Origin of the sequence: Psychrobacter faecalis, assembly GCF_016107575.1 — a bacterium.
Lineage (GTDB): Bacteria > Pseudomonadota > Gammaproteobacteria > Pseudomonadales > Moraxellaceae > Psychrobacter > Psychrobacter faecalis.
Window position 1 is genome coordinate 1 of sequence record NZ_JABAST010000019.1, and the last position, 22699, is coordinate 22699.

General features: G+C 43.9%; 17 protein-coding genes and 1 pseudogene. 16 read left to right on the forward strand and 2 right to left on the reverse strand.

Annotation, left to right across the window (positions count from 1 at the left end):
* The first annotated feature begins 42 nt into the window (after positions 1 to 42).
* The gene (locus JFC07_RS07455) at positions 43 to 939 is read left to right on the forward strand and encodes an AbiH family protein (RefSeq protein WP_198328763.1); all 897 of its coding nucleotides are present in this window, start codon (positions 43 to 45) and stop codon (positions 937 to 939) included.
* Between the two features lie 116 nt (positions 940 to 1055).
* On the opposite strand, the gene uvrA is transcribed toward JFC07_RS07455, so the two are convergent.
* Positions 1056 to 3962 (reverse strand): excinuclease ABC subunit UvrA, encoded by a 2907-nt coding sequence (uvrA, locus tag JFC07_RS07460; RefSeq protein WP_193031193.1) that lies wholly within the window; start codon positions 3960 to 3962, stop codon positions 1056 to 1058.
* A gap of 831 nt (positions 3963 to 4793) precedes the next feature.
* Between uvrA and JFC07_RS07465 the strand changes: the two genes are divergently transcribed.
* From JFC07_RS07465 to JFC07_RS07510, 10 genes are all read left to right on the forward strand, one after another.
* A complete protein-coding gene (locus JFC07_RS07465) occupies positions 4794 to 6158 on the forward strand; it encodes an MFS transporter (RefSeq protein ID WP_193031262.1) in 1365 nt (454 codons plus the stop codon).
* 108 nt (positions 6159 to 6266) lie between these two features.
* Positions 6267 to 6893: a single-stranded DNA-binding protein gene (gene ssb, locus JFC07_RS07470; RefSeq protein ID WP_193031264.1), complete on the forward strand. Its 627-nt coding sequence runs from the start codon at positions 6267 to 6269 to the stop codon at positions 6891 to 6893.
* A gap of 399 nt (positions 6894 to 7292) precedes the next feature.
* Entirely contained in the window at positions 7293 to 7616 is a 324-nt protein-coding gene (locus JFC07_RS07475; RefSeq protein ID WP_068403902.1) for an H-NS histone family protein, read from the forward strand.
* Positions 7617 to 7826: 210 nt separating this feature from the next.
* Positions 7827 to 8651 carry a type II secretion system protein N gene (gene gspN / locus JFC07_RS07480; RefSeq protein WP_068403900.1) on the forward strand — a complete coding sequence of 275 codons (825 nt, stop codon included), beginning with the start codon at positions 7827 to 7829 and terminating at the stop codon, positions 8649 to 8651.
* On the forward strand, positions 8652 to 9584 hold the full coding sequence (locus JFC07_RS07485; RefSeq protein WP_068403897.1) for a type II secretion system protein N: 933 nt from the start codon (positions 8652 to 8654) through the stop codon (positions 9582 to 9584).
* 111 nt (positions 9585 to 9695) lie between these two features.
* A complete protein-coding gene (gspD, locus tag JFC07_RS07490) occupies positions 9696 to 11960 on the forward strand; it encodes a type II secretion system secretin GspD (protein ID WP_193032232.1) in 2265 nt (754 codons plus the stop codon).
* Between the two features lie 304 nt (positions 11961 to 12264).
* Complete coding sequence (locus tag JFC07_RS07495; protein ID WP_068403893.1) at positions 12265 to 12444, forward strand: hypothetical protein; 180 nt, start codon at positions 12265 to 12267, stop codon at positions 12442 to 12444.
* Between the two features lie 51 nt (positions 12445 to 12495).
* Positions 12496 to 13488, forward strand: a complete 993-nt coding sequence (locus JFC07_RS07500; RefSeq protein WP_191690413.1) for a TatD family hydrolase — start codon at positions 12496 to 12498, stop codon at positions 13486 to 13488.
* Between the two features lie 160 nt (positions 13489 to 13648).
* A complete protein-coding gene (locus tag JFC07_RS07505; protein WP_390625428.1) occupies positions 13649 to 14455 on the forward strand; it encodes a tRNA threonylcarbamoyladenosine dehydratase in 807 nt (268 codons plus the stop codon).
* 21 nt (positions 14456 to 14476) lie between these two features.
* Complete coding sequence (locus tag JFC07_RS07510; protein ID WP_227678274.1) at positions 14477 to 16291, forward strand: GAF domain-containing hybrid sensor histidine kinase/response regulator; 1815 nt, start codon at positions 14477 to 14479, stop codon at positions 16289 to 16291.
* Between the two features lie 83 nt (positions 16292 to 16374).
* Here the strand turns inward: JFC07_RS07510 and efp are convergent, their stop codons facing one another.
* Positions 16375 to 16947 carry an elongation factor P gene (gene efp, locus JFC07_RS07515; RefSeq protein WP_068403887.1) on the reverse strand — a complete coding sequence of 191 codons (573 nt, stop codon included), beginning with the start codon at positions 16945 to 16947 and terminating at the stop codon, positions 16375 to 16377.
* A gap of 173 nt (positions 16948 to 17120) precedes the next feature.
* Here efp and epmB point away from each other — a divergent pair, with 173 nt between their 5' ends.
* The 5 genes and pseudogenes from epmB (at position 17121) to JFC07_RS07540 (ending at position 22694) form a co-directional block, all read left to right on the forward strand.
* Positions 17121 to 18128 carry an EF-P beta-lysylation protein EpmB gene (epmB, locus tag JFC07_RS07520; RefSeq protein ID WP_068403886.1) on the forward strand — a complete coding sequence of 336 codons (1008 nt, stop codon included), beginning with the start codon at positions 17121 to 17123 and terminating at the stop codon, positions 18126 to 18128.
* A 279-nt stretch (positions 18129 to 18407) separates the two neighbouring features.
* A complete protein-coding gene (locus tag JFC07_RS07525; RefSeq protein ID WP_102077620.1) occupies positions 18408 to 19943 on the forward strand; it encodes a cyclic-di-GMP receptor FimW-related protein in 1536 nt (511 codons plus the stop codon).
* Positions 19944 to 20209: 266 nt separating this feature from the next.
* Positions 20210 to 21034: pseudogene (locus JFC07_RS07530) on the forward strand (EAL domain-containing protein).
* Between the two features lie 160 nt (positions 21035 to 21194).
* Positions 21195 to 21650 (forward strand): c-type cytochrome, encoded by a 456-nt coding sequence (locus tag JFC07_RS07535; RefSeq protein WP_068403883.1) that lies wholly within the window; start codon positions 21195 to 21197, stop codon positions 21648 to 21650.
* A gap of 84 nt (positions 21651 to 21734) precedes the next feature.
* The gene (locus JFC07_RS07540; RefSeq protein ID WP_226928936.1) at positions 21735 to 22694 is read left to right on the forward strand and encodes an AAA family ATPase; all 960 of its coding nucleotides are present in this window, start codon (positions 21735 to 21737) and stop codon (positions 22692 to 22694) included.
* Positions 22695 to 22699 lie beyond the last annotated feature (5 nt).

Below are 22699 nucleotides of genomic sequence, written 5' to 3' on the forward strand. Positions count from 1 at the left end.
GCTTATTCTCCTGTTAGTGGATTATAAGCAGTTACACAGAGTTTGGGAAACTCCCAATATCCTGCTATTTCCAAAATATTATGGCAGTTTAATATTATAGAGGAGAAACAGTTTGTTAGAGAAAGGCTTACCTTAAACAGAGAATTCGTTAAGTATTATCATAATCAAGCTGTTTATTTAGATACGAATAAAATATTTTTAAATCTAACTAAGCATTGGAACGATTTTATTGAGATATTTTCTATATATATCGAGTACATCAACACTTTCAAACCTAGAAAGAAATTAGCTTTACCTAAAGTCTTATCCAAAGATGAGTGTACTATTTATAGTTTTAATTATTCTTCTACTGTAGAACGGCTCTATAATCATGCCAATACCCAGTTTTTACATGGAAAGACTGGGTATAAAAATACAATAGTCTTAGGTATATCTGCTTTAGAAAATAAAATTCTAGTAGAAGAAAAAGTCTATGGGTTTGTAAAGTATTATCAAAAACTGGTTAATAGTACAGATTATCAATTTCTAAGAGGCAATCCTGATATAACTGATTTAGAGAAAGAAAAAATTGAAGATGGTGTCAGAGGTGAAAACGAGATAATTGAAATATATCTTTGGGGACATTCTCTAGACTCTTCTGATAGTGATTATATCGAGGAAATATTTGGGTTCAACCAAGGTTCGAAACCTTCTATTAATGTAATTGTCTATTATTTCGGTTCTCCTCATGCACAGCTTGCTAATTTAATTTCTATAATGGGTAGAGATATAATAGAAAAGTGGATGAAGGAAGGTTGGTTGGAGTTCGTAGAAAGCCCTGATATTTATCGACTAAATACAGATAAAGACTATAAAGATAAACTGAGTAAAAAAAGTGAGAAAAAACCACAAAAATTCTTTGGCCAGGAAAATGATAAATCAATTTTTTCAGATATTTAGAATCTGTTTATAAGCTTAGTTTAAATATAAGATTTTTCTTTTAAAAGTGGAAGTTACTACAAAAAAAGGCCACTCCCTAAAGAGTAGCCTTTCATCAATAATTAACTGATTTTCTATTAACTCACTGCTTTCATACCTTGCTTAAGCATTGGCTTCAAGAACTCACCAGTATATGAGCCTTTCACTTCTGCCACTTCTTCAGGCGTACCTTCCGCGATGATCAGTCCACCACCTTTACCGCCTTCAGGGCCAAGGTCAATCACCCAATCCGCCGTTTTGATAACGTCAAGATTGTGCTCGATGACCACGATGGTATTGCCTTTATCGCGCAAGGTATGGAGGATATGCAGCAGCTTATCGATATCATGGAAGTGCAGACCAGTGGTTGGCTCATCCAAGATATATAGCGTCTGTCCGGTATCACGTTTGGCAAGCTCACGAGCCAGTTTGACGCGTTGCGCTTCACCGCCTGATAGCGTTGGCGCTGATTGACCCAAACGAATATAGCTAAGACCAACGTCCATCAGCGCTTGCAGGCGACGATGAATCGCTGGAATCGCTGAGAAGAATTCAGTCGCATCTTCAACTGTCATATCGAGCACATCGGCGATGTTTTTACCTTTATAGTGAATCTCTAGCGTCTCGCGGTTATAGCGTTTACCATGGCAGGTATCGCAGGGCACATACATATCAGGTAAAAAGTGCATCTCAACTTTGATAAGGCCATCGCCTTGACACATCTCACAGCGTCCGCCTTTGACGTTAAAGCTAAAGCGACCGGCTTTATAACCACGAGCGCGCGCCTCTTGCGTTTGCGCAAACATCTCACGAACCGGCGTAAAGACACCGGTATAAGTCGCAGGGTTTGAGCGCGGCGTTCGGCCAATCGGGCTTTGGTCGATATCGACCATTTTATCCAAATGCTCAAGACCGCTAATGCTGTCATGCTTATCAGCGATAAGCGTTGAAGCATTATTTAATTGAGTGGCAGCGATAGGCATTAAGGTGCGGTTAATCAAGGTCGATTTACCAGAACCAGAAACCCCTGTAATACAAGTCATAATGCCAATCGGTAAGCTTAAATCGACATCTTTTAAGTTATTGCCTGTTGCGCCTTTTAGCTCAATCGACATCGGTACTTGCTTTGGTTTGGCTTTACCTTTGGCTTCAACTTCGATGGTTTTGGCTTTATGACGAATACTTGGAATCTCGATTCTTTTCTCACCAGACATATACTGCCCTGTGAGCGAGCCTTTGGTTGCCATAATGTCATCGACCGACCCTTGGGCGATGATATGACCACCGTGAACGCCCGCGCCGACACCGATATCAATCACGTGATCCGCTTGGCGAATGGCATCTTCATCGTGCTCGACGACCAGCACGGTATTGCCCAAATCGCGTAAGCGCGTTAAGGTTTTTAATAAACGATCATTGTCGCGTTGATGCAAACCGATCGATGGCTCATCGAGCACATACATGACACCCATCAGACCAGCACCAATCTGGCTAGCAAGACGAATACGCTGTGCTTCACCGCCCGATAACGTTTCAGCAGAGCGGGCAAGGGTAAGATAATCAAGCCCGACACTGACAAGGAAGTTAAGACGTTCATTAATCTCTTTAAAGATTTTTTCGGCGACTTCACCTTTATGACCGCCAATCTTGAGCGTTTTATAATAGTCAGCAGCATCACCGATAGACAGCTTAACAACTTGGGCTATGGTTTGATCGTCAACGCGAACATTGCGTGAGATTTCATTCAGACGCGCGCCATCACAGACGTTACACGTGGTATCTGCTAAATATTTCGCCAACTCGTCACGTACTAAGTTGCTTTGGGTTTTGGCATAACGACGCTCTAAATACGGCAGTACGCCTTCAAACGGCACAGTTTTATTGGTTTTACGCCCGCGCTCATCAGTAAAATTAAAGGTCAGCTTTTCTTTACCCGAGCCATGCATGATGATATCTTGCTGCGTTTTTGGCAAATCTTGCCATGGCGCATCCATATCGATTTTGAAATGATGACAAACGGTCGATAGCAAACCAAAGTAATAAGCGTGCCGCTTATCCCAGCCATTAATCGCCCCTTGATTGAGCGATTTTTCATGATGGGTAATCAGCTTTTCAGCAGAGAAGTACTGACGTTTACCGAGACCGTCACAACTTGGGCAAGCACCATAAGGGTTGTTAAAACTAAACATCCGCGGCTCAAGCTCAGAGACCGCGCGATCACACACCGGACATGAATGCTTGGCTGACATGACTTGATTTTCGTCACCGCCTTCTTTTGGATTACCATCCATAAAGTGCAGCGTGACTAGACCTTGACCCAAACGCAGGGCAGTTTCTAAACTTTCAGCGACACGGTTACCCAAGTCATCACGGACTTTAAAGCGGTCAACGACGACTTCAATCGTATGCTTTTTCTTTTTGTCGAGCGTTGGTAGCTCATCGGTATCATAAACATCACCGTCGACGCGAACGCGGACAAAGCCTTGCCCAATTAATTGCTCAAGCAATACCGTATGCTCGCCTTTACGCTCACGAATCACCGGCGCCAGTATCATAAGCTTGGTGTCAACAGGCAACGCCATGACTTGATCAACCATCTCGGTCACAGACTGCGCAACCATTGGCTCGCCATGCTCAGGACAAAACGGCGTACCGATACGCGCATAAAGCAGGCGCAAATAGTCATAAATCTCGGTAATCGTCCCAACGGTCGAGCGCGGGTTATGGTTGGTCGATTTTTGCTCGATAGCAATCGCTGGCGACAAGCCTTCGATACTATCAACTTCTGGCTTTTCCATCTGTGAGAGGAACTGACGCGCATACGCCGATAAGCTTTCGACATAACGGCGCTGGCCTTCGGCATAAAGCGTATCAAACGCCAAGGATGACTTACCAGAACCTGATAAACCGGTAATTACCACGAATTTATCGCGTGGAATGTCTAAATCGATGTTTTTTAGATTGTGCGTACGTGCGCCGCGTATTGCAATATGGTCATGTGCCATCGTTGATAGGTTTCCTATTTGCTAATGGTATATAAAATCTAAACGTTAAATATAGTTAATGAAAGGGCTGTTAAAAGCATATTTGGTTGTTAAGTTGCTATGGCTTTATAAAAGTCTGTCGTTATCACGGAGTTTTCTTAATAAAACAACAGTTATAAAATGGTTCTTTACAAACTAATAGTTTTTATAAAGCGCCAGTGATAAAGGTTTATATAAGCGTAACGTTCAAAGCTAACTTAAGTCTTAACCTTAAAATCAATAAAATAATCTAAATGAAATGTTTGTTAACTAACATAAGTGCTTTGTTATAGATCGAATCCAGCTTTGTTTTTTAGTTTTGTTTTTCCGCATAGTTTGCGAAAAAATGTCTGTTTTGAATATTGTTAGTTGTAAGTACTGCTTGTTTAAGTATTGGTTGTTTATGTCATGCTACTTTAGATTTTATTATTTTAAATATCGTATTTCTTAAAAGCTTGGCTGCTTTAAAAGTTACTATACTTGCTATATATATCTATCATTAAAATCAGTCTAAGAACAGCCCTACGGTCAAGGCAAGTATCTTGTCAACGTCTTACTTTATTGTCATGGCAGCGGCATTATTCAAGGTGTAATGAGCCATTAGATGCACTTGGTAACAAAATTATCGCCTCCATAAAAAGCGCAAGTAAAGGCTCACCGTGCGGCTGCGGCAGTAAGATAAAAGTTTCGGCAAGCAAACGGCGAATGACTTATACTAGTGGGCTTAATTTGTAGGCTAACGCCTTGATAAAGGCGTGATAATACCAGCAAGCCGCAGTGATAAACCAGCAATGATGAACCAGTGAGGCAAGTATGAATAGCGTAGAAAAACGGGCAATTATTGGGGTCGGTGGTATCTTCGCCTTACGGATGATTGGCCTGTTTATGATTGTGCCCGTGTTTTCGGTGTATGGTGATAATTATGCGCACGCAACGCCATTTCTGATTGGTTTGGCGGTCGGTATTTATGGGCTCGGGCAAGCGATTTTTCAGATACCAATGAGCCTTGCCGCGGATAAGTTTCCGCGTAAGCCAATTATCTTTTTGGGACTGATATTATTTGCTATTGGCGGTATCATCGCTGCCAATGCCACTGATATCTACGAGGTTATTATTGGGCGAGCGCTGGCAGGCAGTGGCGCGGTATCGGCGGTATTGATGGCACTACTTGCTGATGTGACGCGTGAAGAGATGCGCACCAAAGCGATGGCGACCATGGGTTTGACCATTGCTACCTCTATTATGCTGGCCTTTGCCTTTGGGCCTTTATTGGTCGGCTCGCTTGGTATCTCAGGGCTGTTTTGGCTCACCGCTGGTTTTGCTGTTTTAGCGATGTTGCTATTATTGTTAGTACCGACGCCGCTACGGGTGCTTAAGCACAATCTCGATAACAAGTCGATTGGTCAGCAATTGGCTGATGTGCTAAAAATTGGCGATTTAAATCGTTTGCATATCGGTATTTTTGCCCTGCATTTAACCATGACGGCTATCTTTGTTATCTTGCCGCATCAACTCAGTGAAGTACTGGGTTTATCGGTACGTCAGCAGGGTTTGGTTTATTTACCGTTATTATTTATTGGTTTTGCCGTAGCGATACCCTTTATTATTATTGCTGAAAAGAAACGCAAAATGCGCCAAGTATTTTTGGCAGCGATTGCCTTAATGACCGCGGCTCTGGCATTATTAGCACTTGGTAGTCAGGTCGGGGTTGGTATTATTCTAGGCTTATTGCTGTACTTTATGGGCTTTAATTTACTCGAAGCGACCATTCCCTCATGGATATCGAAGCGTGCGCCCGTTGCCAATAAAGCAACGGCGATGGGGCTAAACTCATCAAGTCAGTTCTTTGGTGCTTTTGTTGGCGGGGCGATGGGCGGTTTATTATTGACCCAGTCAAATCTGTTGGCATGGGGTATATTGGCCGTTATTATGGGCGCGGCATTGCTGCTGATTATTCCGATTACTGATCCACCGTATTTATCAAGCACCACGGTGACCATTCCCAAAGATATTAATATCCAAGACTGGTCACGGCAAATGCTGGCGGTAGACGGCGTTGATGAGCTGGTCGTGATGGCAAAAGAGCAGGTCGCTTATTTAAAATTGGATAAAACGCAATTGACAGATTCTGCACGACAAGAGCTGTCGCATTTAGCCCAAAGCCCCCTAGATATTTAACAGAAAAATGGTTAAAGTGAAGTCATATTACTGCTAGTATTCATACTCTATATTAGATACTCGATTAAAGCTGGCAAACAAATTATTTATAAGTAAAAGGACGATATTATGCGCGGAGTTAATAAAGTTATCATCATTGGTAACCTTGGAGCAGACCCCGAGGCTCGCCAATTTAGTAATGGCGGTAGCGTGACCAACATTTCGGTTGCCACCTCAGAGCAGTGGACTGACAAGCAAAGCGGTGAAAAAAGAGAAGCGACGGAATGGCATCGCATTTCATTGTTTAACCGTCTAGGCGAAATCGCAGCACAATATTTGCGCAAAGGCAGTAAGGTTTATATCGAAGGTAGCTTGCGTACGCGTAAATACCAAGATCCTAACGGCCAAGACCGTTATATTACCGAGATTCGTGCTGAGCAAATGCAAATGCTCGATGGTGCGACTGGCGGTAGTAATGATGGCGGCGGCTTTGGTGGTGCTCAAGGCTCGAATCAATATCAGAATCAGGGCAGCGGTTTTGCTGGTCAGAACCAAAACCAAAGTGGCCAAAATAACTTTAACCAACAGGGAAATAACCAACAAGGTGGTTATAACCAAGGCGGCGCCCAGGGTAGCAACCAAAACAGCTTTAATAATCAAAATGTGCCTGCACAGCAGAACCAATTTAATAAACCTGCTCAAACAAAACCGACGGCAATGCCTGACGGTCCGGTAGATGACGATATTCCTTTTTAGGATACGTAATCTAATAATGTTGAATGAATCAGAGAAAAGAGCTTACTTTTAGAGGCTCTTTTTTTTATATGATAAATTCTATTTAATATAAAAGTTTATTTTCTCAAAAATAATTATTTGCTTGCTGATATTTATTATTAAATACCCCACTCTCAACTTATTTTTCTAAGGTATTGGTTTACTTAGTTTTTAAAATTTCAGTTAAAACAATTAGAATTTTAAATTCTATAAAAATCAAAAGCCTACGATAAGTTGAGATTGGCGTTATTAAATATCAATCAATACTTGTAGCGGTTTATATTTTTGTTTATATTACTGCTACTTACGATTTTTATTACGCATAAGTTTTTAGTAAAAATCCAACTCGGTTATAACCTTAATATAAAAGTGGAGTTTACGATGAACAAAAATAACGTCATAGATTTAAATAGTTTAAACGTTGATGAGCTACGTGCGATTACTGAAAATGCGCAGCAATTGATTGAAGAAAAACAGCATCAGCGTTTATATGACGCCTATATGCAGTTTGAAAAAATCGCTGAAGAAAGCGATGCCAGCATCGAAGAAATTCTACAAGCGGGCGAGAAGCTGGAGAAAAAACGCAGCATTAAATATCGCAATACCGATAATAATGAAGAAACTTGGACTGGACGCGGACGCAAACCGACTTGGTTGGTAGATGCACTAGCGTCAGGTCGCAAGCTTGAGGATTTTGCCATTTAGCCATTTAAAAACTCTTGGTTAAAGGCTTATTCTATTCTGCTTTCATGTATTATTAATTATGATGGTTTTATAAAATAAGTTGCTAGATAAAAGCCAGTCTCTTTATCGCCACTATTTTGGTGCAAAGATACTGGCTTTTTTTTCTGTCATCTGTACGCCATTGTTTGCTATGATAATGACGTTTTTGTCTTCTATAAGAGTTAGCTAACCGTGCCTCACGTTTCCACGTCGTCTCACAAGCGTCCCCGCAAGCTCTGGTGGCTACTTGGCTTTATATTATTTGCGCTATTTGCCGTGTTGCAAATGCCTGCCGCGTGGCTGCTTGAAAAATATGCCCCTGATACGCCGTATGTACAACATGTGTCTGGCAACTTATGGCAGGGCTCAGCGATTTGGCAGCTACCTGTGTCAGCAACACCGCTTACCGGTGCTGCTGAGTGGTCGTGGCAGCCATGGCATCTACTATTAGGCAAATTAGGCGCAGAGGTCGATATCAGCTCAGAGCAGACCCGCTTAAATGGTCAGGTGAAAGTAGGCACCAGCTCATGGCAAATTCAAAACATGAGCGGTAAGATTGCCCCTGAAACTTTATCAAATGTGGTCGATTGGCAGCTGCCTAATACCCCCATTCAGGTCAATAACGTTTCATTAAAACGTCAATCTGCTAAAAATTCTGAAGCAGGCAATTCAGATAGAAACGCCGCCGGTTTTAGTGAGGCCAGTGGTCAGTTAACGTGGGTTGGTGGCGAAGTCGGTTATCCTAGCGGTGGTAAGGTTTTTTATCTCACCATGCCTGCGCTGCGAGCTGAGCTCAGTGCCGAGCAAAAAAATAATAAAAATCTGCTGCATGTCAATCTTATCAACAATCAAGATAAGCGCTTGGGCGATTTGTATATCGATGGCGATAATATGCTAGATGTGAGCTTAACCCAGCGTTTACTAGAAAATATGCCAGAATATAAAGGGCAAGCTCCGCAAGACACGCCTGTGGTCAGTGTGCGCCAGCCATTGCTTAGTGGCTTAGGGGCGCGCTAGATGATGAATGTTGCCGATGTATCTAGCCGTTTAAAACCTGTTATTAATACCCTCAATCGCTTTGCAGCAGCACTATTGCTATTAGCGATTATTTGGCTATGCTGGAGTGCTGCGCGTTTACTCTGGTTGCTGCTAGCTGCGCCATTAGCGCCTACCTTACCGCTTGCTCCTTTACAGAGTACAGCGAACACCAGTACAGATCATAGTGGTTTATTTGCCATTTTTGCGGACCCTGATCCTACCGCTGCGCCCGTACAACCGCCGCCCAATGTTTTGTTAAAAGGTGTACTTATCGCCATACCAGAGAGTCTGTCTTCGGCGATGCTGGACGTCAATGGCGAAGTAAAAAATTACCGTATCGGTGACACTTTAAAAGACAGTGACTATACGCTGGTCGCCGTCGATTGGAATGAAGTCATTATCGCCGATGCTTACGATAAAGAAGTCGTCATCAGAATGCCAGAAGCCATGCCGCTTGATCAAAGTGCCATGCTGGCGGGTGCGGTGGGCAATCAGCGTTTGCCCGATAATAGTATGTTGCCAAACCTGTCTAATGCGCCAATGTCCGAGCAAGGCAATCCTGAAACTGAGCAAAATGGCCAAGAAAATGGTCAGGCAACCGATCAAAGCGCGCCGCAGTCGCCAATTGATGAAGCCGTTACCGAATTACAGTCAAACCCAGCCAGTTATTTAAGTCGGATGGGAGTGATGGCATCTGGAGAAAGCTATCAGGTCACCGCCGCCATGCCAGCCAAACTGCGTAACCGTTTAGGGCTAGAGCCGGGCGATAAGGTACTAACTGTTAATGGTCAAAGCGTTGGCAGCAATCCCGGCCAAGATGCCAGTATACTGCAGCAAGTCAAACAATCTGGCGAAGCGCAAATAGAAGTACAGCGCGGCGATCAAGTTATCACCATTCGCCAGCAGTTTTAGTTAAAAAGTTCATCGGTTAATACATTTGGTTCATATTATATTTAGCAAAAGTTTTATTCAGCAAGCACGAAAATCAGTATATCCGCGTCATCACTGTAGGTAATTATCAATATGGTCAGTTCTCAAAATTTTTCGGTCACGCCTTTGTACCATATCTTGCAGCGTTTGATGCGTTTGTGTCGGCCGCTATGTTTAGCCGTTCCGCTATGGGCAGCGAGTACAGGGCTTGTTAGTGCAGAAAGCTGGAAAGTTAATCTGCAAGATGCCGATATCAAAGCATTTATTAATGAAGTGGCGACCATTACCAATCAAAACTTTGTCCTTGATCCGCGTATCAACGGTAACGTCACCGTCATCTCTAATAAAGCGCTATCGCGTGACGAGATTTTTCAGCTGTTTTTAAGTGTCATGCAGGTCAATGGTATTGCCGCTATCGATTCGGGTACGACCATTAAGCTGGTACCAGATAACGTCGCCAAACAATCTGGCGTGGCGGTGGACTTACGCGGGGACAGTTTCGGTGAAGCCTTAGCGACACGGGTGATTTATTTGACCAATACCCAAGCGGCAGAAGTGCTTGGTGTCATTCGGCCCTTGATGCCGCAGTCCGCCCATGCAGCAGCGGTACCGGGCGTTAATGCGCTAGTATTGTCTGACCGTGCTGATAGTCTTAATCAGCTCACGTCACTTATCCGCGATTTAGACAGCAACGTCAATGACAGTTTGCAAGTCATACCGCTGCGTCATGTCGACGCTGAGCGTATGATGGAGTTGATTAGCGCCTTGGTGGCAAGCGCAGGTAGCGGGCAAGCACAAGGTGGCAGTAATCAGCTAAAAGTCATCGCTGACACCTCTAGTGATAGGCTGCTCGTCAAAGGCAGTCCGGAGATGATTGCCAAAGTTCAAGAAATGGTCAATCAATTAGACACTACGCCTTCGAGACGTTTAAGTGGTCTGCGCGTCTTTCGCTTAAAATATGCTAGTGCCGGTCACATTGCAGAGATGCTGCGCGGCTTGCTTGCCAGTCAGTCTATTAATAGCGCTGGTGCGGCTTCAACTTTAGAGTCAGCTTCGCTAAACGGCGCCAGTAGTACAGGCTCGGCCCTTAACAATAATACTAATGCGCTTACCAACAGTGCTACGAATACTAATACTGGCGCTACGGGAGCAGCGTTATCTACTGCAAGTACAGGTGGCACAGGTAATGGTATCGGCGGGCGACCTTTTAGCATTATCGCGGATGAAACGCAAAATGCTGTTATCGTCAATGCCGCGCCCGAGCTGATGTTTGAGATTGAGGATGCCGTCGCTCAGCTCGATAGCCGCCGTGCCCAGGTTTTGATTCAAGCGGCGATTGTTGAGGTTTCAGGCGATGACGCTACCCAACTTGGCGTACAATGGGCGCTGGGTAATGCCAATAGTGGCTATGGCGTGGTCAACTTTAATAACGTCGGCGCGAGTGCCGTCTCGCTTGCCGCCGCCGCGTTATCAGGTGGCGCAAATATTAGTGCAGCAGCAGGTTCTATTGCTGGGGCGTTAATTGGCATCGGTGATAGTAAAAAAGACAGCCAAGGTAATACTCAGTTTTATGGTGCAATCTTACAAGCGCTTGATTCGTCGACCAGCGCCAATCTGCTGTCGATGCCATCAATTCTAACCTTGGATAATGAAAAGGCCAGTATTTTGGTCGGTCAAAACGTGCCTTTTGTCACCGGCTCTTATACCACAGGCAGTGACTCATCAACCAATCCATTCCAGACCATTGATCGCCAAGATATTGGTATTAATCTAAATGTTATACCTCATATCGGCGACAATGGCACCGTACGTCTAGAGGTTTCGCAAGAGGTTTCGTCGGTAGTACCTGGCAGTGCCGCCAATGCCAGTGGCCTGATTACCAATAAAAGCTTGATTAATACCACCATCCTAGCCGACGATCAGCAAACCATTGCCTTGGGTGGTTTAATGCGCGATAACACCACTACCCGCCAACAAAAAGTTCCCGGTTTGGGCAGTGTACCCGTCATCGGACGGCTGTTCCGTTCTGATAATGACAGCACGCAAAAGAGTAACTTAATCATATTTTTGCAGCCGACCATCTTACGTGACGGCGGCGCTGTCGCTAGTGTGACTGAGCGCAAATACAATCAGATGCGCGTCCTACAGTTGGTTATCGACAAAAACGGCACTATTAAACAGCTGCCACTTAGCGGTACAGAAGGCTGGAATGGCAATGTCAGCGCAGACTATGAATTGATGCCACTCAATCCACTGGTACCTAAGCGTGACCAAACGCCAAAAACCACTTCACAAGGGTTTACCAAAGTAGATACGCCAAGTAGTAGTGGCATCACCACGTATCCTTTAAAACGCTAAATTCTAATATAGAGCGCTTGCGAATGGATAACGCAGGCGCTAACTTCTTGATTAGAATACAGCCCATCTCATCAGTAAATGTACGGCATGATAGCGCTGCCGTACATTAGCTTGCGTATTCATAACACAGATAAACACAGTACATTTTAGAGGAGCGTATAATTAGAGTGAATCTAATAACATATTGCTTTTATAAGCAATTTTTTAAGATAATTATTTAAATAACTGTCCTTTAAGTAGACTGGGTTAAGTTAGTGATTTTTAAGTTAATAGTAAAAGTAGCTAGAACCTATAGGCGCCACTAATGAGCAATCTTGATAATGAAAAGAAAAAGAAATGGTTAGCCTTAAGTGCGGTTACCATGGCTTTATTACTGATTCCGCGGCGTAGTAGTAAAAAGGCCGATAGCCAATTATCAAATCATAATAACGATGATAAAGTGCCTGACGAAAAAGCAGCTAATAAAGTCTCTAATTTAAAATAAACGTCTATATTTAAGAAAAATAATGAAAACCATTAAATTTGGAGGCTATTGATGACTGCGATTTACGCCTCATTTAACGCTAATGAGAAATTGCCTACAATTTTTCCTCTCATTGATACCCATACCCATTTTGACGCTCCCGTGTTTGATGTCGACAGAGAGGAGCAAATACAAAAAGCGTATCAGCGAGGCGTGCGCCATTTGGTATTGGTAGGGTATTTACAACGGCATTTTGACCGTTTATACGCAACTAAAGAATTTATTAATAAACAGGTGCACGCTATTGCAGGACAGACATTTGAGCAAAAAGAAATCTCTCTGCATGCGCATATTGCCCTAGGCTTGCATCCTTTTTATATCGATAATCATACGGATGAGCATTTAGAAAACATGGCGCAGATGTTAAATGACAAACGTCCTTTGGCCATCGGTGAAATCGGCTTTGATACCTTTACGGATGAGATGAAACAGCCTGATATGGTCGCCAAGCAAGCGCGTTTTTTTAAAGCCCAATTGGATATGGCGGTGAGCCAGCAGTTACCTGTGATGCTACATATCCGTAAAGCGCATGCTGAAGCATTGGCGTTGTTAAAGGCGCATGACTATGATGCTCATGAGCTTGGCGGCGTTGCCCATAGTTTTAGTGGCGGTGAACAAGAAGCAAAAGCCTTTGTAAAACTGGGCTTTAAACTTGGGGTGACCGGTCAGGTGACCAATCCAAATGCCAAAAAGCTGCGCCGTGCGATTCAAGCAGCGGTCGATACTTATGGTATTGAATGTTTGGTCATCGAGACAGATTGCCCAGATATGACGCCGATAATGTGTCAAGTTTCGAGCGGTAGTCAGTCAGCACTTGGCCAAAGCCCAGATGATGAATGGGGCGATGCACCCGCTCATGATAGAAATGTCCCAGCCAACTTACCTTATGTATTAGGCAGTTTAAGTGAATTACTTGCTGTGCCAACCGAGACGCTTGCCGAGCAATTTTGGCACAACAGTTGCAATGCTTTACGTACCGATTGGCGTTATCCAGTTCAAGAGTAGTCCAAGATACTTATTAATAATAAACAACCTTTTAATCGAGCTTTAATTTGTTATGACCGAAGAGACACAATTGCAGCAAACTATAAAGCAAACAGATACTTTAGTTAATAAAGAGGTCACTGCGCGCAGCGAGCAACAACTTGCTGCTGACAGCGTCGATGTGATTGATGAATCGTCCGAGCAGTATGAACGCCGTTTTAAAGGCACGCAAACATTGTATGGTGCCTCTGCTGTCGATACCTTTGCCGCAGCGCATGTTTACGTCATTGGCGTTGGCGGGGTGGGTTCTTGGGCGGCAGAAGCGCTGGCTCGCACCGCCGTTGGTACGATTACATTGATTGATTTGGACATATTGGTGGCGTCAAATGTCAATCGTCAGCTACCCGCGTTAGACAGTACCTTTGGTCAAAGTAAGATTGCGGCAATGGCAACACGTATCCGTGAGATTAATCCGGAAGTTGAAATAAATCTGATAGATGATTTTTTAACACCTGAAAATGTCGCAGCATTATTGCCCACGCGCGAGCAAGCAAAAATGGCTATGCAAAAAAATCCAATTGTTATTTTAGATTGTGTTGATGATATGAATGCTAAGCTTGCTATTGCCCTGCATTGCCGTTTTAACAAACTAAAATTGGTGTGTGCAGGCGGAGCAGGTGGTAAAATAGACCCGAGTCAAATTCGTGTAAGCGATTTACGCGATAGTTATCAAGATCCGTTGTTGGCAAAGCTACGCAATAAACTGCGCCACGAAAAAGGGATTAATAGTACGCTTAAAGAGAGATTTGGCATCAAATGTGTCTATTCGACAGAGCCACCGCGTGTTGATAAAAGCTGTCAAACAGGCGGTTTACACTGCGGTGGCTATGGTTCGGCGGTCGTCGTCACCTCAGTGGTCGCGATGCTGATGGTTAGTGAAGCATTACAATTATTGCTCAAACAGGCGGCGGTCAAGCCAAGCGTCTGACCTGAATTAACGGAGTCCATTTTGTCTACATCTAACTCGTCAGAAATCGGTTATCGTTATCCTGTCGCTGCGGAAGACGCTGAGCGTATTAGTAAACTCAAAAAATATCAGGTACTCAACAATAATGAAGAACCTGCTTTTGCGCGTTTAACCGAGCTTGCGAAATTGTTTTTTAATATGCCAGTCGTAGCCATTACCTTTATGGATGAGGAAACCCAGTATTTAAAATCGCTGCATGGGCTCGATGGTATTTGTACAACGTCACGCAAAGTCGCTATTTGTAATTATACTGTCCTGTCGGATGAGGTTTTGGTACTGCCAGATTTGACAGAGGACAGTCGCTTTAGTCAAAACCCGTTGGTGACAGAAGCGCCATATTTGCGTTTTTATGCTGGCGCGCCGATTATTATGCAAGAAGATGGCAAGACCTATAGTTTGGGTTCTTTATGTTTGATGGATATGCAAGCGCACCACGATTTTACCGATAATGACGCAGATATATTGGCGCAGTTTGCTGCGATGGCTGCCGATGCTTTGAAACTTCAAGACCAGCAGCGCCATGCCAAGCATGCTAATGAGATGAAGTCAGAGTTTCTGGCCAACATGAGCCACGAAATACGTACGCCGATGAATGGCATCATTGGTATGGTTGAGATGCTCGCTGAGACTAAGCTGAGCGCTGAACAACAAGAGTACGTCGATAATATTAAAGTCTCAAACGAGCACTTATTGGCGATTATTAACGGTATTTTAGATTTATCAAAGGTTGAGTCGGGCAAAATGACCATCGATTCAATACCGATGAATATATCGAGCCTTTGTAACGAAGTGGTGAGTTTATTTGCGGTCAAAGCCCGTCAGCGAGGTTTGACGTTAGATTATCATTATACCGAGGCATTATCGCCTTATATCAAGGGTGATCCGGTACGCATCAAACAAATCATGGTAAATTTGGTCAATAACGCCATTAAATTTACCCGTGAAGGCGGACGGGTGACCATTGACGTTAAACACATGGAAAACAACCCTTGTGAGGATAAATACGGTAATCATAAGTCTATATGCAGTCATGAGCTACAAGTAGAGCAAGCTTCTCATTATAATACTGATGATAGTGGTTCGGTTAATCATCAAGACATGACGCTTTGTATTGAGGTTACAGATACCGGTGTCGGTATCAAGCCAGAATCTTTAGAGGCGATATTTGATGCTTATGATCAAGCCAATAAATCGACTCATCGCCTTTATGGTGGAACAGGTCTAGGTCTGTCAGTTTGTAAATCTTTGGTAGAGCTGATGGGCGGCTATATCGAAGTAGATAGTGCCGTCGGTATTGGTACGACTTTCACCGTATTATTGCCGCTACCTCCTATCGATGAAGCGCATTACGAGAGCTGGCAAGACTCAAACGACTTTGGTATGACAGAACCAAGTCATGAGCTTATTGGTCATATATTGCTGGTCGAAGATGATAGCGTCAATGCCATGATTGCTAAAAAAGCACTGAACAATAGCGGTCATACGGTCACTCACGTCACGGATGGACAACAAGCCATAGAGGTTTTTTCGTTAAATCCTGAGCAGTATGATGTCATTTTGATGGATCATCACATGCCGATTATGGATGGTGTACAAGCGACGATTAAACTGCATGAGCTTTATGACCCGCAAGCATTGCCGCCTATCATCGCCTTGACCGCCAATGCGATGGATGGTGAGCGTAAAAAATATCTTGATGTCGGTATGCAGGATTATTGCACCAAACCCTTTAAACAAGAGCAGCTTAATGCTTTGGTGCAATACTGGCTGATGTATAAGCAATCGATGGAAGAATAATTTCCTCATCTAAAAAGCATTTGACATTAAAAAAGCTTAACCCCTAATAGCGGTTAAGCTTTTTTTAAACGAGATAAAGACGCTTAGTTAACGCGCGTTTGGTAATCGCCGGTACGGGTGTCAACACGAACCACTTCACCTTGCTGGACAAATAACGGCACACGTACCACAGCACCTGTCTCTAGGGTTGCAGGTTTGCCGCCACCACCTGACGTATCTCCGCGCACACCTGGATCGGTTTCAGTAATTTGCAGTTCAACAAAGTTAGGCGGCGTGACCGATAATGGCACACCATTGAATAGGGTGATGGTGCAAAGCGCGTTACTGTTTTCTTTTAGCCATTTTAGTGCATCACCAATCGCGGTTTTGTCGGCTTGTAATTGCTCAAAACTCTCAGGGTGCATAAAGTGCCAAAATTCACCATCGTTATAAAGATAGTTCATTTCTGTATCGATGACATCCGCCGCTTCCAAGCTATCGCCTGATTTAAACGTCTGCTCGAGCACGCGACCACTGCGTAAGTTGCGCATTTTGACACGGTTAAAGGCTTGCCCCTTACCCGGTTTGACAAACTCATTTTCAAGAATGGCATACGGATTGCCATCGAGCATGACTTTGAGACCAGCTTTAAATTCGTTAGTAGAAAAACTTGCCACGGAAGACTCCTAAGGGTTGTAAGTATTGTCATCAATAATTGGATGTGGGGTTTGCGCCTTGCTGTGCTAAAGCTGCCTATGATGCACAAGGTTGTAGAATAATTCGTACGCTTTGATAGCGGACGTACTAAGAGCGTATAATAGCGGCTTTTGGGCACAGGTATAAGGTTGTCATGATAAACCATTTAATCACACAAAAAAACTGGCAAACGCAATTATCGGAAGCGATAACCTCTATTGATGAGTTGCTTGAGCTGTTAAAGCTTGAATCATTGCGCTCAGAGGTTTATATACCTGAACATTTTGTGCTGCGTGTACCGCGCGGTTTTGTAGCAAAAATGACGGTCGGTGACGTTGATGACCCTCTGCTTAAACAAGTATTGCCCAATAAAAAAGAACAAATCGCTGTGACCGGTTATGTGGCAGACCCTTTAAGCGAAAATACGCACAATCCAGTAAAGGGTTTATTGCATAAATACCAATCAAGAGTCTTATTAACCATTACCGGTGCTTGTGCCGTCCATTGTCGTTACTGCTTTCGCCAGCATTTTGACTATAGCGCCAATATGCCAACCGCCGATGCCAAAGAGCATATTATCAATTATATTAGCGCCCATCCTGAGATTAACGAGGTGATTTTAAGCGGCGGTGACCCGTTAAATGTCACCAACAGACGCTTATTTTCTTGGCTCGATACCTTAGAAGCGATTCCGCAACTGACCACCATCAGGCTGCATACTCGTTTGCCATTGGTCATTCCAGCGCGTTTAGATGAGGCGCTATTGGATAGACTGTCGCAAAGTCGCTGCCAAATAGTGATGGTGATTCATTGTAATCATGCCAATGAGATTGATGCGCTGACCGCTGAGTATTTGCAGCGTACGCGCGCGGCGGGCGTCACTTTATTAAACCAAGCGGTACTGTTAAAGGGTATCAATGATAGCGTGACGGTGCAAACCGCATTGAGTCAGCGCTTGTTTGCCGCTGGCGTTCTGCCTTATTATCTGCATGTCTTGGACAAAGTAGACGGTGCTGCCCATTTTGATAGTGACGAGCGCGCAGCTATTCAGCTGTACTGGGCGTTACTCGCCGCTTTGCCTGGTTATTTAGTGCCAAAGTTGGTGCGCGAACTGCCTAATAAACCCTTTAAAGTACCGATTGATATTTACAATGAATCTTAAAATAGGCAATATAATACATCTAAATTTTAGTAAACAAATAACGGTTAAGTGATTATTACAGTTGTTTTTAGTGATAAGTTTAAAAATTTTCATACATAGGCACTGTTAAAGCAATTTGAGTCAAACTCATAGAGCGGTCACTGAGCAGTCAATTTGAAGTCTATGCCTAAATAGTTTGTGCCCGAGTGGTTTGTGCTTAAGTGTCGTCGTCTATAAAAGTAAACTCTAGAGATAGCGGTCGACTTCTATTGGTAATCTACGCAATTACTAAGGATAGTAATGGTAAATTTATCGACATTTCAGCAGTATTTAACAGCGGATGCGCCCTTATCGCAACCATTGCCTAAATCGTTTAATAGCGATGAGCAGCATTTACGCAAATGGGCGGCGCTGTTGCCTCTGCAGGCAGAGATGCAGCAAATAGAGCAGTTAGAACAAGTGCTCACAGAGCTGCGTACGGCAAATATAGAGGATCGCCAGCGCCTAACGCTATTTAATATTGTATTGGATGCGGCCAATCAGCTGATTGCGCTGCTGCGCCAGCATTATATCTATGAAACGCAGGCTTTTAACGCTTATCAGCTGGACTATGTAGCACATGTGAAATCGCTGTACTATTTAATGATTATGGGTTACGACGGTGTTATAAAGCGAGAGACTGCTTTTTTAGCAGATAATCAACCATCACCATCTACCCATCTGTGGCAGCGCTATTTTACCAATGACAAATCTTCGTCAATTACCTTGGCCATTGCGACCTATCAGACGCTGTTGATGTATCAAAAGTTGCTGTTTGAAGAAGCGCTTTGCTACCAAAAGCCTACAGCGTCTTTATGGTCTAACATCAATCAGCTCTACTATATGGCTTGCCAACAGCGGACAGTTGATATTGATGTCAGTGCTTATATCACCACCCACTGTGCGGATACTATCCATCAGCTATATGCTCAGTTATGTTTGCATAGCTTGTTAAACGTGCGTGCCATGCGCCGAGCCAATATCTTGATGGTACAGCGTTTGCTCTTAGAGTGGAGTGAACACCTTATTATAACGGTAGAGCTGCAGACGGAGACAAAGGTGTTCGTCAATTTAAATAGTGACAGCGCACCGACGTATTTGACCGCCCATTGTGCGATTAATCCTTATGATGCCCATCATGATTGTGTATTTATCGAGTTAGCACCGCTGGTCGCTTATTTGAAATCGCGTAAGGACAAACTTATCAAGGATGGTCGAGAAGGCGCTGAATATTGCTTGCTTAACACGGTTGCCATGACATTAAGCTATCGCTATATCCAGCCTCGCTTGACACTACCCATCAAGCAAAGTGCCAAACAAGAGGCTCACGTCATCACAGGATTCAATGACATTCATTACCGCGTCAGTAACCAGCAAAGCTTATCAAGTTTGATTGTCGCCAAAGCGTTACCAGATTATCAGCAACCCCGCTACGATACCTTGCCAAAAAAACATGCCACCGATAAAGGGTTAGCGGTAGAGACATTTGACGGTAGATTTAATGGTGGCGCTGTCAATAACGACGATTTGTCCGTTTTTCGTACCTTGCGACTATTGCCCAAACCAAAAGAGCCAGTAGCAACGGCTGAGCATATGGCGTGCAAAAACGTTCATTCATTTTTTGGCCCTGAGGCATCAATAAAAAGCAGAGAGACAAATGATACCCTCGAAAAAGACTATGACCCTAAAGCGATAAAAGATATAGCAAGGATTGCTAATAATGACCTGCTAGATTCTATTGAACCGCCATCACTGCGTATTATGAGTCTGTTCTTATTATGTCGCCCTCATCAATAGATGAGCTAATGACAAATGAGATAGAGGGAAACAGCCATGTGAGTCGCTTTAGCGATACCGCTTTTACTATCTTGGTAGAAAATCAAAATACCGCTGCGCTTGAGAAATTGGCTAAGAAAATTGGCTCGACCATTAGTGATATGCTAATTGAAGTGGATAAACGGACGACAAGTACGACGGCAAGTATTGCGATCGTAAAAATAGAAAAAAATACGCCTGAGCCAAAAGTGTTGCTCGAACGGGCTCTGGATGCTATCAATCAAATTATGATTGAAACCTCCAATCATGGTGATAAATACCATTTATATGACGCTAGCGAACATGCCAATAGTGATGATCATGCCCTTGCTGAGTCTTTAGTCGATGCTATTGCTAATAATCGCTTTGAGTTGTCTTTCCAGCCCATATATGATATCAATCATGATCGCAGTGATTTCTTTGAGGTGTATCTACGCCTGCCATTAGCCGATGCAAACAATACCGTACTGACCCCTGACCAGTTTATGGCGGTGGCTAAAGCGCACAAGCTCCTTGAAAAAATTGATCGCTGGATACTGATTAATGCCTGTAAAAAAATCAATGATGTGCGTAAATCCCATCCAGATGCAAGGTTACTGGTACAACTGACCAATGCGTCGTTGATAGATAAAAAACTACCGAGCGTTGCTAGTCAACTCATCAATGCAGTTGGCGGCAGAGCGGGCGCGCTAACCTTGCAGTTTAATGAAAAAGACATTGCTGACCATTTAACCGTGGCGAAATCTCAATTTACGGCGCTTAACTAAGTAAACTGTCAGCTGGGTATTAATAATTTTGGCTCGTCTGCTAAATCGGTTGAGCTGGCCAATTTTGTGCAGCCTGATATGGTGCGCTTAGCCCGAAATTATGTCGATAGCCTTGATAACCCAGAGAATTTAGAAACGGTTAAGTCGCTCATCATGCGTACCAATGAAATTAGCGTTGATGTCTTGATGCCATATATTGAAGATGCGGCGACCATGTCAGTCGCGTGGAGCGTAGGCGCACGCTACTTACAGAGTTATTATTTAGAAGCACCTAGTAATACCATAAAAGTGGCAAGCGAGAGCTAAATTTGGGTAAATAAACTTCATGTTACATTAGCCCTGTTTAACGGTTAGCAACGATATATACTTCTACGCAGCGTTATGTTTGTTTATCCTTTTTACCTTGTATTATGGTGAAGGTAGGCGCATACATAGCCTCTGCTCCTCAATTTAAGATTATTCCACCATGTCTATTATCAAAAAATACTCATTAGGCGCTGTATGTGCCGCTATGCTATTGTTCACCGCTTGTGAAAAAACACCGCCTGATTATCGAGATCCGGTCACGCTGCCGCTTTATACTGAGGGTGATGCCGATAACGGTGCGCTGATATACCAAGACGCATGCGGTCAGTGTCATCAGCTTAACCCTGGGCTCAATAAAAAAGGGCCGCAGCTGATGAATATTTATGGCGCAAAAGCCGCCGAGCTAGAGGATTATACCTATAGCGAAGGGCTTGCGGCATCAGGTTGGGTATGGGATGCTAAGACGCTTGATACTTATATCGCTGATGCTGAAAAAGCCATGCCCGATTCAAAAATGCTGTCAGATCCGATGCCAGATAGTAAGGAGCGTGCCGATGTGATTGCCTATTTATCAACGCTGCGGGCACCGGTACCAACAGTTGATGAAACAAAATAGCAGCAACGCTCGATTGAGAAATACCTAACAGAGAGGTGTTCTTTTTTAAACCTATTTCATTAAAAAATGAGCCAAGAATCGATAATGAACCAAGCCACCAATGACTATCGCCATAATCAGCAAAAAATTGCTCAGCTAATGGCGCAATTAAATCAAATAGTGCTAGATAAACCCGAGGTGGTTAAACTGGCGCTCAGTGGTATTTTGGCAGGCGGGCACTTGTTGTTGCAAGATCTGCCAGGTATGGGTAAAACGACGTTGGCGCAAGGCTTGGCGCAATTGCTCGGGTTAAGCTTTAGCCGCGTGCAATTTACCAATGATATGCTGCCAGCAGATATCTTGGGTATGAGTATTTTTGATCAAAGTCAGCAGCAATTCGAGTTTCGTCCCGGCCCTATCTTTACGCAGCTGTTACTCGCCGACGAGATCAATCGCTCTAGCCCTAAGACACAAAGCGCGTTATTAGAAGCGATGGAGGAGCGGCAAGTGACACAAGATGGGCAAACCTATCTATTGCCGCAGCCATTTTTTGTCATAGCCACCCAAAACCCATTGCAGCAAGCGGGCGTCTATCCGCTGCCTGAATCGCAGCTAGATCGTTTTTTATTGTGTTTGTCGCTTGGTTATCCATCGCCTGCCGCTGAGCGCGAGCTGTTAAAGGGACAAAATCGTCGTGAGCTATTAAAAAAGCTGCCCGCAGTGCTTGATACGCAGGCTGTATTATTAGCGCAGCAAGGGGTCAAGCAAATATATGTCGCCGATGTGGTGTTGGATTATCTGCAAAGACTGGTCGCAAAAACGCGTGCAAGCTTTGATTATCATGGTTTATCACCGCGTGGTGTGCTATCACTACAGCGTGCGGCGCAAGCATATGCTTATGTATCGGGACATATGGAGGTGACGCCTGAAGATATTCAAGCGGTGTTTGCGGCGGTCACTGACCATCGACTTGGCCAGCGTTTCGTGCCTGCGCATGTGACGGGAGGACAAGCGACACAAACCATCGCCCAACGCATTTTGGCAGATGTGGCTGACGTTGTTTAATTGTT